Here is a 13,228-nt window from a genome sequence, read left to right on the forward strand (position 1 = left end):
TTATTTTGCTTGGATTGGGAACGCGGTTTAGCACATCATGCCGTTTTCGCCGCAACATTTCCAAAAATCATGTAAAATGGAGATAAATCCTGTTTGGCGGGGGATGGGGATGCGTAAAAGAAAGGTTTCATTGCAGACAAAAATACTGGGGCTTGTGCTGCTTCTGTCTTTTTTGATCATCGGTGCGCTTTCCGGTTATTTTATGGTGCTGGAGCAACGCCAAATCGAACAACAGGAAGGGCGCCTAGCGTTAAATATTGCCAAAACGGTGGCGGCCATGCCGGCTGTTGTGAATGCTTTCCAAAGCAAAGATCCGTCCAAAACGATTCAGCCGCTTGCGGAAAAAATCCGCAAAGAAACCGGCGCCGAGTTTATCGTTGTCGGCAACAGGGAAGGGATCCGCTACTCCCATCCACTCCCGGGTCGGATTGGCAAAAAGATGGTCGGCGGTGACAATGAACGGGCTATTTTGAAAGGGGAATCCTATATCTCAAGCGCAAAAGGATCACTTGGCCCGTCATTAAGAGGGAAAACACCGGTACGCGACCGGAACGGAAACATTATTGGCATTGTATCGGTCGGGTTCATGTTAAGTGATGTGAACCGGCAGACCAACATGCACATGATGAAAGTGGCTGGAGTCGCGTTGCTTGCTTTTTTCGGGGCCATCATCGGAAGCGTGCTGCTTGCCCGGGATATCCGTAAAGACACAATGGGGCTTGAACCGTTCGAAATCGCGTCGCTTTATAAAGAAAAGCGGGCCATTTTACATGCGGTTAAAGAAGGGATTATTGCTGTGGATCGGGAAGGGTTTGTCACTACCATGAACCAGCCGGCGAAAAAAATGCTGCACATTGACGGATCGGTCAGGCGTACAAAGATTGACAAGCTGATACCGCCTTCCATTTTTTACGCCGTGTTAAAATCCGGCAAGCCGCAAATGGACCGGGAAATGGTATGGAAAGACCGGACGCTCATTGTAAACAGTACCCCGATTCTGAATGAACGAGGGAAAGTGCAGGGGGTGGTTGCTTCTTTTCGCGACCGTTCGGAAATTGAACGAATGGCCAATACATTGAGCGAAGTCCGCCAGTACTCGGAAGATTTGCGGGCCCAGTCCCATGAATACGCAAATAAGCTGCATGTCCTTTCCGGGTTGCTTCAGCTTGGAGCTTATGAAGACGCAATTGAATTTATCCGGGAAGAGACGGCATCTTTGAAAAACCAGCACGCCCGTGTTTTTGAGAAGATAAAAGACATGAAAGTTCAGGCGGTTTTGCTCGGCAAACTTGGCAAAGCATCCGAAAAAAAGATTCATTTTGATATTGATCCGAACAGTTCTTTAGAAAGGTTGCCAAAGCAAATCGATGTGATGCGGCTGATTGTCATGCTTGGCAATCTGCTCGACAATGCTTTTGAAGCAGCAGGGAAAACCGATCACCCGACTGTCTTGTTTTTTGCGACAGATATGGGGGATGACATTGTATTTGAAATCAGCGATAACGGGCCTGGCATGGAAGAAGCGGTCCTCGCACATATATTTGAAAGGGGTTTTTCAACAAAAACAAAAGAAACGAACAGAGGGTTTGGCTTATCCAATGCCGCTCATGCTGTGTCCGAACTCGGGGGTTTTATCGAAGTCCACAGCCACCCCGGGGAAGGAACGGTTTTTACGGTTTATTTGCCGAAAAGGGAGGGTGTCGACAGTTGAAAACAATAAAAGCGGTGATCGCCGAGGATGATTTCCGCGTGGCGCTTGTCCATGAAAAATTTCTGGCGGAGTTCCCTTGTTTCGAAGTGGTTGGCAAAGCCTTGAATGCAAAAGAAACGCTGGCGCTTGTGGAGGAAAAGTCTCCGGATTTTTTGCTTCTGGATGTATATTTTCCCGACCGGCTCGGTGTTGATCTACTTCCTGACCTGCGGGCATTGTCGCCGCATCTCGATATTATGATGATTACAGCCGCTGCGGAAAAGGATTTTATCGAAAAGGCGCTTCATTATGGGGTGGAACACTATTTAATCAAGCCGGTTTCACTTAAGCAGTTTAAGGAGGCGGTCGAAAAGTATCTGGATAAAAAGCGCCTCCTGGAAACAGCGGGTACGGTGGATCAGGCCTGGGTTGATTCGCTGTTCGGGTCGCCACGCCGGGAAGCGGGGACGCAGGAAACGGAGCTGCCGAAAGGAATTGATGCGATTACGCTGAGCAAAGTAAAAGCAGTGCTAATTCCGGACCAGGGGCAGTCCGCCGAACAGGTCGCTGAAAAAATCGGCGCCTCCCGGACAACCGCCCGCCGCTATTTGGAATACCTGGTTTCCATCCGGACGTGCAGAGCAGAAGTCGAATACGGCATCGTCGGCAGGCCGGAGCGGAAATATTATCTTGTTTAAACGCCTGTACGGCAGGTTGTGAAAACGAGGGTTACAAAAAATGGAAATCGGGTTTTCCATAAGTGTTGGGACCGTGACGGGATACTGGGGAGTACTGGGTACGTGTTGCTCTTGCACGAGGCTCACCGACCATTAGATCGGCCGGCTTCGTTAGCGAGTACTGGGCACATGTTGCTTTTGCACCCTTCCCCCTTTTCTGTTCGTGAACAAAATGAACAAAATAGTCAAAATAGATTTTATACCAAATATGTTGAAAACGCTTACAATGGTTGGTTCATTGGGTAAACTGAAAGAAATGAACGAAGGGGTGGCTGTTTTGTTGGCGTTCATGGGTTTTTTGATGATTATTGTTTTCATGTTTTTGATCATGACGAAGCGGCTTTCCGCCATGATTGCGTTGATGTTGGTGCCGGTCATTTTTGCGGTTATCGGCGGGTTTTGGAAAGGAATCGGGAAGATGGCGATCGAGGGGGTTACAAGCGTCGCGCCGACCGGCATTATGATTTTATTTGCCATTCTTTATTTTGGACTCATGATCGACGCGGGGTTATTTGACCCGGTGATCTCGCAAATATTAAAACTCGTAAAAGGGGATCCGCTCAAAATTGCGATCGGGACAGCGGTTTTAGCCGTTTTGGTATCGCTTGACGGGGACGGCACGACCACCTATATGATTACTATATCCGCGATGCTGCCGCTTTACCAGCGGATCGGCATGAAACCGCTCGTGCTTGCGGGCATTGCCGTTTCCGGATCGGGCGTGATGAACCTGCTGCCATGGGGAGGCCCGACAGCCAGGGCAATGAGCGCGCTCGGCCTCGAGACGTCAGATCTGTTCACGCCGGTGATTCCGTCTATGATCGGCGGCTTGCTATTTGTCTTTCTCCTTGCTTTTTATCTCGGGCGTAAAGAAAGAAAACGGCTGGGGATCATCAGCTCAGAAAATGAAGCAATTTTGGAACAGGCTGCAGCAGTTGCAGTCGGTGAGGGGAATGAATTAAAGCGCCCGAAACTCATTTGGTTCAACGGCCTTTTGACGATTGCGCTGCTTGTTGGGCTCATTATGGAAGTGCTGCCGACAGCGGTTTTGTTTATGCTCGGTTTTGCCATTGCGGCGATGGTCAACTATCCGAATATGGATGTCCAGAAAGAAAGGGTTGCAGCCTATGCTGGAAATGCGATGTCGGTTGTGGGGATGATTTTTGCAGCCGGGATTTTTACAGGCATTTTGTCCGGGACAAAAATGGTTGATGCAATGGCAAACACATTGATTACCCACGTTCCAGCAGCCTGGGGACCGCATTTTGCCGTCATCACGGCAGTCATCAGTGCACCGTTTACCTTTTTCATGTCCAATGATGCATTTTATTACGGCGTTCTCCCGCTCGTTGCAAAAGCAGCAGCAGCGTACGGCATTAGTGCGGAGGCAATTGGCAGGGCATCATTGCTCGGGCTTCCGGTCCATTTGCTGAGCCCGCTCGTCCCATCCACCTATCTGCTGGTCGGCATGGTCGGTGCCGAGTTTGGTGATTTGCAACGTGCTTTCTTAAAATGGGCGTGCGTATCGGCACTCGTTATGATCATTGTGGCATTGGTGATTGGCGTGATTCCATTTTGAAGCAGGAAAAGCGAAAGGATGATGTGTGCCTTTCGCTTTTTTGCACTTGAGGGAGCCTAGGTTTGGTTCCGGTTCTTACAGGCTGGTCTGTGATTTTCGCGGCTCTTTTCGTAAAATGACCTGAAAGAAAAGAAGCCCGTGTTTACGCGTTCACCGAGGTGATTTGCTGCATACGAAAACACGGCTTCCCAAAAAAGCGAGATAGAAGGAAGCGGCGGGGTGGAACAAGCCAACCACTGCTTCTGATACGACGTAAAAAGCGACAACAGGCTTGTCAATTAATCCTTTTTGCCGAATCCTGCTGTGTCCGCAACAATTGCTGGCTGATTGTCTCCTGCTGTGCATCCTGCGCAATCGTGTAGCGCGGACGCCTTTTTGTTTCCTGGTAAATTTTACCGATATACTCGCCGATTAACCCCATACTCATTAACATAAAGCCGCCTAAAAACCAAATGGAGATGATAATCGAAGCCCAGCCGTCATCCGCATGGCCGGAAATTTTTACAAAAAGTGCATACAAGCCGGCGATGGTGCTTGATAAAAAAGTAAACAAACCGACAAGGGTAATAAAGTGAATCGGCACCACACTAAAAGAAGTAAGGCCGTCAAAGGCAAACGCCAGCATTTTTTTGAGCGGATACTTGCTCTCGCCGGCTGCCCGTTCTTTCCGGTCGTAAAGCACTTCGGCCGTTTGCAAGCCGATTAACGGCACCATACCGCGCAAAAATAAATTTTGCTCAGGGAAGCGGGAAAGCTCCTCCAGCGCACGCTTACTCATCAGCCGGTAATCCGCATGATTGTATACGAGATCAACGCCGAGTTTTTTCATTGCCCGGTAATACCCCTGGGCAGTCGCTCTTTTAAAAAAGGTATCTTTCTCCCGCTTTTTCCGCACGCCGTACACAATGTCACAGCCGTCGTGAAACTTCAATAGAAATTCGCGCATAACCGAGATGTCATCCTGCAAATCAGCATCGATGGAAATGACACAGTCAGCCTCTTCTTTTGCTGTTTCGAGCCCGGCAAGCAGCGCTTTTTGGTGCCCGAAATTGCGCGAAAGCTTCAATCCTTTGACAAGCCGGTTTTTCCTTACAATTTCCTCGATCATCGTCCATGTCTGGTCACGGCTGCCGTCATCGACAAACAAAATACTGCTTTTCGGGCTGATCAGGCCTTCGTTCATCAAGGAATACACCATTTCCGTCAGCTGGCGTTCCGTTTCGTATAAAACAGCTTCTTCGTTGTAACAGGGAACGACAATGGTCAGTACTGGATTTTCCACGTTAGCAACCTCCAACAAACAGTATTACGGATAGGTTTTGCCAGCGTGCATCACTTTATGCTTGAAAAAGGGAAATGAAGAAAAAGAATGGCAAGATGAGAGATTATGCGGTCTTCTCTATAAAATAACTTAAGTTTTTACATCAACCCCGAGCACCCATTTGGCATGAGTACTACTTTTTGTGGCAGGCAACAGAACGGAAAAAAACATGGAATGGCAAAAGAGAACAGACCAGACATTGGAAAATCAGGTGGAAACGTGGTATACTAAGATGCGGAGTGCAACGGATGGGGAATATATATTTTACCATCTTAATTATATCATCTCCTCATCCCATTGTCAAATTTATTGGCTTGCGGTGCTACATTTTTCCCTACTGGTTGGGATGCCGGGGTATACCGCTTCATGCCATATAAAATGAACTTATGTTTTGACATCAAGCCAATTTGCATGATGACTACTTTTACAGCAGGCAACAGAGCTAAGATAGTTTGTTCATTTTTTTAAGAAAAATTTTCTATACTCTTACTGTCAGGAAGGGGCCGGTTCTATGCCACACGATGAAGAATGGTTAAAGGAACAAAAACGCGTTGATGATACAATTGAAAAAATGAAGCACGAAAAGGATACACTGCTCTCCAAAGTAAGGGCTGTCCGCGGCGAGGCACAGGAAATCCGCAATACGTTCTGGGAAGACGTAACGGTGAACCTCGATGAGCCGGATGATGTCGTAGAAACATCGGCGAGCGTCCGCCAGCAGGCAGAACTCCTTGCTGAACGCGAACGAAGCTATGGGCATATGGAAAAAGATGTGAAAAAACTTGATCGCCTCATTTATTCTCCATATTTTGCCCGCGTCGATTTTCATGAAGAAGGGGAACCTTCCGAGCCCATTTACATCGGCATTGCTTCCTACCGGGATGAGGATGAGTATCTCGTTTACGATTGGCGTGCGCCAATTTCCAGTATTTATTATGACGGAGTGCCCGGCCCGGTTTCGTACCAGGCGCCGGACGGCAGGCGCGAAGGCATCATGGATTTGAAACGGCAGTTTTTAATCCGGCGCGGCCATATTGAAGCGATGTTTGATACCGGGATCTCGATCGGCGATGAAATGCTGCAGGAAATGCTTGGGGCAAACGCAAACACCCATATGAAAAATATTGTGGCGACGATTCAGAAAGAGCAGAACCGGATTATCCGTGATGTTTCAAGCAATCTTCTGTTCGTGCAAGGGGCCGCCGGAAGCGGAAAAACATCGGTTGCCCTGCAGCGGATTGCGTATTTGCTGTACCGGTACCGCGATTCGCTCCATTCCGAGCAAATTGTTTTATTTTCGCCGAACCAGCTGTTTAATCATTATGTGTCAAAAGTGCTCCCGGAGCTCGGGGAAAACAATATGCAGCAGACGACTTTCCTGGAATTTGCCCAGGCACGTGCCGGCAAAAAGCTAAAAGTCGAAAGCCTGCTCGAGCAAATGGAAGAAGCGCTCGAAGGCAAAGCCGAAAACAGGAAAGAAGCACAAATCAAAGGCAGCCTTGCATTTTTCCATGCCGTTCGGGATTATGCGGAAAAACTTTTAAACGGCGGCATCATTTTCCGCGATATCCGTTTTAAAGGCGAGACGATCGTGCCGAAGGAAAAAATTGCGGAGATGTTTTATGCCTATGATCAAAGCTACTCGCTGCCGAACCGGTTTCAGCTTGTCAGCAAAAAGCTGCTGAAAGAACTGGAACATATTGCAAAAGAAGAGCGGAAAAAGCCTTGGGTCGAAGAAGAAATGGAACTGCTCGGGACGGAAGCTTTCCTTGCCGCTCATCAATATGCCGAGCGCAAATCGCGCAAGAGCAATGATGCGTTCAGCGAGTCCAATTATGAGAAAGAATTTCTGGCGCGTAAAATTGTCAACCGCCGCTTCAGCTCGATCCGAAAACAAATTAAAACGTTTCATTATCTCCATATCCGTGCCCAGTATCTGGACTTTTTACGGCGCGCACCAGAATTTGTTCCCGGTGCGGAAGAACGGCTTGATGTAAAAACGCGCGCCGCTTTCCGTGATGGCTGGTTGCCCTATGAAGATACCGTGCCGTTTTTGTATCTCTTTGACCTTTTGACAGGCAAAGCTACGAGCAGTTCGATCAAATATGTGTTTATTGATGAAATCCAGGATTATTCGCCGGTCCAGCTTGCCTATTTGCGCTATTTGTTCCCGTACAGCAAGTTTACGATGCTCGGTGACTTGAACCAGTCCATATTCGGCACAAGCGGCCGTTCGCAGATGGAGCTGATTAAGGAAATTTTCGGTGAAGAAAAAGCGCAGGTCGTATACTTGACGAAAAGCTACCGTTCGACTGCCCAGATCACCCGCTTTACGAAAGAAATTTTAGCGGGCGGGGAGAAGATTGAATGGTTTGAACGCGAAGGCGATTTGCCGGTTGTTGCGGTGGCCCGCGGCAAGGAAGAAGCTTTGGCAAAAGTTGTACGGTTTGCGAAAAAGTACGCAAAAGATAGCAATACCGTTGCGATCATCGGCAAGTCACGGAAACAGTGTGCCGAAGCGTATGAAACATTGCGGGAAGAACTGGATCTGACCTTTATTGAAAAAGAATACAGCGATCTTCCGGAAGGCATCATCCTGATCCCGTCTTATCTTGCGAAGGGGCTGGAATTTGACAGCGTCATCGTGCTCGATGCTTCCGCGTCTGTGTATAAAGATGAAGCAGAACGCACCCTGCTATATACAGTCGGGACGCGGGCAATGCACCACCTTGCCCTTGTCAGCAACGGTCCGGTGACCCCGCTTTTAGATAAAGTGCCCGAGACGCTATACGTAAAGGAATAAGAAACAGGATAACAACGGCCGGCTGCCAAACGCATCAGCCGGCCGTGATCTTTTCCAGTAAGTAAATCGGAACCCACGTTCTATCATGTTTGCGATGCGGAAGCAAATGGCGGGGACCTTTCCACCTGTTTTACGGCTTTCAAAGGGGGGGCTTGTTTTTTTTTTTAAAATCAGTGATGGTGTGGCGAAACAGACATCCTTGTTCGCGAAATTTAGCAGGAGTTTTGGGATGGGGTGCAGAAACATTAGAAAAAAGGAAATACCTTTTATATAGGGGGAACTTATGGAAAAGTTTATTAAAATATGGAGGAGTACTTATATTTGGCTTTTGATCTTTCTACCGGTTCTTTTATTCGCAACTTTCGATCATGTCCATATTTCTTTTTTCATCTTAGCCTTTTATTTCTTTGTTCACCTTATCATAGAATTTTATAAAAAAGTTGCAGCCAGGCAAAAAATTGGCACTGTCTGCTTGATCTTGATTTTTCTTTATTTTAGCTTTGTTTATTGAGACCACCAAGGCAGTTGCCCGGGGGATTTCGTGTATGGAGTCACAGCCACAAAACTTTGACATCTATAGACCGGGTAACGGCTTTTGTTATCGACGGTTCTCTTTACGCTCGAAACCTTAGTAAATCTGTTGAACTTCTGGCTAAAGTATTCCCATCACTGCTTTATGGGAGATTCCAAATACTGACAAGGAATTGAATAGACAGCTCTTCATTTATACCTGTTGACTCTGTTTTAATGTGCTCTGCCTAAAAGGAAAACGGATCCCAATCTGGATAAACGCACTTTCGGTTTCAAACACCAGCAAGCGCCCTCCAACCTCGTGGTTTGCGATGCTAATAAAAAAGCGACATGGTTTTGGCCATGTTGCTTTTTAATTCAGTTCGCTATGGTTGATTCCAAAAAAATGTAGTAACGATGACCGGCACAATAACAGCAATCATTAGAACAGCAAGATTCCCGATAATGCTAATTACTTTCATGAAGCCGCCACCTTTGCTACTAAAGGCAAGAATTAATCCAATAATAGGGAACACAGTTAAAATGATGATTGTTATTTGCCCAGGAAATAAGTCCACACCTCCATAAATAGAAATTAAATAAACCAATGCCAAAAAAATGAAGAGCACAAAGGATATTCCTTCGTATTTTTTCACAAAATTTTCTCCCTTTTTTAATATTAGCAGGCGATCCCCGCCATTCCTACGGTTAGAAGCCTTATGACTTCATTTTTAAGATTGATTCTTGCGTTTAAATCTCGGTTTGTATGGCGGGAATGGCAATTCGAGCATTCCCATTCCCGTACTGCCAGGTTTTTAACGTCTTTATTTTGGTAGCTTGTAGCATAACCGAAGTTGGAAACTAGGAAAATTTAGGATACAGCTACTTGGTCCATATTGAACGGAATTTTAGAGGCGTGACGAATATATCACACCTCATATTTTTCAATCATTTTTAAATTTATCAAGCAGAATATGAGATCCATTCATTGGATGATCGTGGATCGTAATAAAGTAATGCTGATCAGAATATATTTTCCGCTCTTTAGGCCCCTCATCAAAGATAATTTCCAAAAAAATATCGCCATCATATTTTTTGTTATTTGCAGCTAATTTCTCGTAAACATAGGGTACCCATACTTCTCCCTGCAATTCTAAGCTTCGATATCCGATTTCCCCAAACCAACAATTAAAAGTCCTTCGCAACAACCGATAATTCCTTTCACCATAATCGTTTTTGGAAAATAAACCTCGAAAATCAAATTTTTCCGCTAGCCAATATTGAATATCTTCTTCCTGTATATCAGAGCGCAAACATTCCCTCCATATTTCTTTACCCTTTTCTAAAAAAGACTTCCTATCAATAAAACCTTCGCTTTCAAGAGGCAGATAGGGAAACTTATTACCTTCATTTTCCAAATTGGTATAAGCGTTATGAATATAGATTAAAAAATTAAAGTTATAATTAATGACATCTCCTACGTTGATCACAATATTACCCTTTTCTGTATGGTGTTGGGGCACCGATACTTCAGCATTGGATACGATCCCAATTTTATAAGCTAAAGGTATCACCGCTTATCTTTTACTATTTTCTTTTGGATATAACCAGCCTGACAATTAAGTAACCGGGTTCTTATTTTTTTCTGGATAGATAGCTGGTAAGAGTAAAACCACCAAGCAATAGAATGCATAGAGCTAAGATCATATTCTCAATTGAAACAGACTTTATACCAAGTACAGCCATTACTCCTAAAGCAGCTATTACAAAAATCATAATCTAAAAAAGAAATATTCTGTTATATTTTTTTCTATTTTCGATAGTACGTTCATCTTCTACTACCTCATCATCGTCCTCTTGTTTTTTTAAATCCCTATTATATTCCCAGACTCCAAAGATTGCAATTACATCACCAACAAGTGACCAAATGGGGAAGGGATGCTCAAATATAGCAACAAATATATTAATTACAATTACAGTAGCAATACATAACCAAATATTTAGTGGCTTTCTTTTATAATTAGACGGCACTGTCTTCACCCTCCTCTAAAAAGAATATTTCTTCTACATTTTTGCCGAAAAACTTAGCAATTTTAAGCGCAAGCTCAAGACTGGGATTATAACGGTGATTTTCAATCGTAATGACTGTTTGCCGCGTAATTTTTAATTCTTTTGCAAGCTGTTCTTGCGTTATCCCGATTTCTTTTCTTAGTAACTTAATGTTGTTTTTAACCATAGCTGAGTAGCTCCTGATATGTATAAGTTTAAATGATTTTTCCTTTCCTCAATAAAGTAAGAGTATCTTTACAACCAGTATATCCGGTTTATTCAAAAATGTAAACATATTTTTACGTAAAAACATCTTTACATCAATGTCTTTACCGTTTTTGTTTGAAAACTCAATTTTGGGGATGCAAAATTACCTATAAAAAAAACCTATTTCAAAATATGTTGCTTTTAAAACCCGATCCTATACAATATACACGTGGAAAATGGCCTAAACTGAATAAAAAGAGAGCTGGCTTTTATGCAACCAAATGAGCCACTTGGTCTGATTCATATGCCCTTAGCTGCGCGAAACATTCACTCATCTTTTTCACGATGACAGCAGAAAATGAAAAATTCCCGGGGACAGTCCCCTCAAAAGACACGATTCACACACAGCCGGGAAAATCTTGACATATACACAATGCGTACCGGCCCATCGTACGTGGTAAACTAAATTTGCATAAACATAAGGAGGAGAAAAAATGGCCTTTTCTCAAAGAATTCTTCCGGCTTCTGTCAACATGAAGGAGTTTGAAAGGTTTTTAAAAAGTGATTATGAAATCGGGATTTTTCTGGAGCTTCACATTTCACAGCTCAAATATGTCGCGGCAATGGCAAAGGCGGAAGGCAAAAAAATGATTTACCATGTGGACTTGATCCAGGGCTTGAAGAGTGATGATTACGCAACGGAATATTTATGCCAGGAGTATCAACCTTTCGGGCTAATTTCCACGAAAGCCAATGTCATACAAAAAGCAAAGCAAAAGGGAGTCGTGTCGATCCAAAGAATGTTCCTGATTGATTCGCATGCGCTTGAGAAAAGTTACAAATTAATTGAACGGACGAAACCTGATTATATTGAAGTTTTGCCGGGAATCGCGCCATGGATGATCACCGAAGTAAAAGAACGGCTTGGCATTCCAATTTTTGCAGGCGGGTTGATCCGTACGCGGGAAGATGTGGAAAAAGCATTGAAAGCCGGAGCGGAAGGCATCACTACCTCGGACACGGAATTGTGGGAAGCCTTTTTGGAAAAGAAATAAAGATAAGCGGCTGTTCCGGGCGGCCGCAGTGGTTTTTTTGCATGGGACGGCACCCGGGTATACGGCGGGCATATTGACAAGCCGGCTTGTCATGACTCCGGGGAAGCCCTAACCGGAAGTGGGAGCGGACCTGATCAGGTATGCGAATCACTTTCCTTGCCGTATTGAATGCAGCCCAGCGGAATCCTAAATCTGCTGGCGCATATTTCAAGATAGAGAAGGGGGCTTGCTTCTTTCAACAAAACCAGGAAAAATCTGGCATGTATTTTTTTGTGAACATGGATTGACAAAATTTAAAGTAAGCGTTATCATCACACATAAGTTAATAAACTTGGCAGGAGAACAAAGAGATCCACTCCATTCGCAACAAATTTGCGGGCGTCGTGGGTTTTTTTGTTCTTTTTTTGATGAAAGGGACCGGATTATTGCCGGATCAGCTTTTAATTCATTCGAAATGGAGGAAGGGCTATGAATTCATATTTAGCAGAATTGGTTGGCACAGCCATCCTGATTATTTTTGGTGGCGGTGTTTGTGCCAATGTCAATTTGAAAAAGTCATTTGCCTACCAGAGCGGCTGGATTGTCATTTCGTTCGGGTGGGGACTTGGCGTCGCCATGGCGGCTTATGCAGTCGGAAAATACAGCGGTGCCCACTTAAATCCCGCACTTACCGTCGGGCTTGCATTTAACGGGGATTTTCCATGGTCGAAAGTGGCCGGGTATATTTTGGTGCAAATGGTCGGAGCCATGATCGGCGCTGCCGTCGTATTTTTTCACTTTTTGCCGCACTGGAAGGAGACGGACGATCCGGGAGCCAAACTTGGCGTATTTTCGACCGGGCCGGCCATTCCAAACTATTTTGCGAATCTTATCAGTGAAATGATTGGGACCTTTGTTCTTGTGCTCGGTGTTCTTACGATCGGGGCAAATAAGTTTACAGACGGGCTGAACCCGTTCATCGTTGGCATGCTGATTGTAGCGATCGGGGTTTCACTTGGCGGGACGACGGGTTATGCGATCAACCCTGCCCGCGACCTTGGCCCGAGAATTGCCCATTTTCTGCTCCCGATTGCAGGGAAAGGGCCTTCGAATTGGGGTTATGCGTGGGTGCCGGTTGCCGGTCCGTTGCTCGGGGGTTCTCTCGGGGGCGTTTTTTACCGGGCTGTGTTTAAAAATGATTGGACGCCCGCGTTTTGGTGTGTTTTGCTAACGTGTTTACTTGTATTATTGATAGTATGGATGATAGAAAACAAGAAAAAGAGAGCGTAAGGAGGAAA

11 protein-coding genes and 1 pseudogene are annotated in these 13,228 nt (G+C 45.2%); 6 read left to right on the plus strand and 6 right to left on the minus strand.

From position 1 onward, the window contains the following. The first annotated feature begins 109 nt into the window (after window positions 1–109). From NST70_RS01865 to NST70_RS01875, 3 genes are all read left to right on the plus strand, one after another. Window positions 110–1,711 carry a sensor histidine kinase gene (locus NST70_RS01865; RefSeq protein ID WP_061564837.1) on the plus strand — a complete coding sequence of 534 codons (1,602 nt, stop codon included), beginning with the start codon at window positions 110–112 and terminating at the stop codon, window positions 1,709–1,711. Further along, window positions 1,708–2,388 (plus strand): response regulator, encoded by a 681-nt coding sequence (locus tag NST70_RS01870; protein WP_014096293.1) that lies wholly within the window; start codon window positions 1,708–1,710, stop codon window positions 2,386–2,388. The genes NST70_RS01865 and NST70_RS01870 overlap by 4 nt, the downstream gene beginning before the upstream one ends. 316 nt (window positions 2,389–2,704) lie before the next feature. After that, window positions 2,705–4,006, plus strand: a complete 1,302-nt coding sequence (locus NST70_RS01875; RefSeq protein ID WP_035189148.1) for a CitMHS family transporter — start codon at window positions 2,705–2,707, stop codon at window positions 4,004–4,006. Between the two features lie 274 nt (window positions 4,007–4,280). Here NST70_RS01875 and NST70_RS01880 read toward each other — a convergent pair whose 3' ends face one another. Beyond that, window positions 4,281–5,288: a glycosyltransferase family 2 protein gene (locus tag NST70_RS01880; RefSeq protein WP_342475583.1), complete on the minus strand. Its 1,008-nt coding sequence runs from the start codon at window positions 5,286–5,288 to the stop codon at window positions 4,281–4,283. A gap of 550 nt (window positions 5,289–5,838) precedes the next feature. Between NST70_RS01880 and helD the strand changes: the two genes are divergently transcribed. After that, window positions 5,839–8,130, plus strand: a complete 2,292-nt coding sequence (gene helD / locus NST70_RS01885) for an RNA polymerase recycling motor HelD (RefSeq protein ID WP_342475585.1) — start codon at window positions 5,839–5,841, stop codon at window positions 8,128–8,130. An 896-nt stretch (window positions 8,131–9,026) separates the two neighbouring features. Here the strand turns inward: helD and NST70_RS01890 are convergent. The 5 genes and pseudogenes from NST70_RS01890 to NST70_RS01910 all read right to left on the minus strand — a co-directional run bounded on the left by NST70_RS01890 (window position 9,027) and on the right by NST70_RS01910 (window position 10,876). Next, the gene (locus tag NST70_RS01890) at window positions 9,027–9,296 is read right to left on the minus strand and encodes a hypothetical protein (RefSeq protein ID WP_035189152.1); all 270 of its coding nucleotides are present in this window, start codon (window positions 9,294–9,296) and stop codon (window positions 9,027–9,029) included. 23 nt (window positions 9,297–9,319) lie between these two features. After that, a pseudogene (locus NST70_RS01895) lies at window positions 9,320–9,475 on the minus strand (IS200/IS605 family element RNA-guided endonuclease TnpB); the annotation flags it as partial. Window positions 9,476–9,584: 109 nt separating this feature from the next. Further along, window positions 9,585–10,130, minus strand: coding sequence for a hypothetical protein (locus tag NST70_RS01900; protein ID WP_035189154.1), 546 nt, complete (start codon window positions 10,128–10,130; stop codon window positions 9,585–9,587). A 289-nt stretch (window positions 10,131–10,419) separates the two neighbouring features. After that, window positions 10,420–10,671 carry a hypothetical protein gene (locus NST70_RS01905; RefSeq protein ID WP_071452323.1) on the minus strand — a complete coding sequence of 84 codons (252 nt, stop codon included), beginning with the start codon at window positions 10,669–10,671 and terminating at the stop codon, window positions 10,420–10,422. Beyond that, window positions 10,661–10,876: a helix-turn-helix transcriptional regulator gene (locus tag NST70_RS01910; RefSeq protein ID WP_014096284.1), complete on the minus strand. Its 216-nt coding sequence runs from the start codon at window positions 10,874–10,876 to the stop codon at window positions 10,661–10,663. Before NST70_RS01910 ends, NST70_RS01905 begins: the two co-directional genes overlap by 11 nt. Window positions 10,877–11,390: 514 nt before the next feature. On the opposite strand from NST70_RS01910, the gene NST70_RS01915 reads away from it, so the two are divergent. Both NST70_RS01915 and NST70_RS01920 read left to right on the plus strand, forming a co-directional pair. After that, window positions 11,391–11,951 (plus strand): glycerol-3-phosphate responsive antiterminator, encoded by a 561-nt coding sequence (locus NST70_RS01915; protein WP_014096283.1) that lies wholly within the window; start codon window positions 11,391–11,393, stop codon window positions 11,949–11,951. A 468-nt stretch (window positions 11,952–12,419) separates the two neighbouring features. Next, a complete protein-coding gene (locus NST70_RS01920) occupies window positions 12,420–13,220 on the plus strand; it encodes an MIP/aquaporin family protein (RefSeq protein WP_035189159.1) in 801 nt (266 codons plus the stop codon). The last annotated feature ends 8 nt before the right edge of the window (window positions 13,221–13,228 follow it).

It is taken from the genome of Weizmannia sp. FSL K6-0777, from assembly GCF_038593185.1.
GTDB lineage: Bacteria > Bacillota > Bacilli > Bacillales > Bacillaceae_C > Weizmannia > Weizmannia faecalis.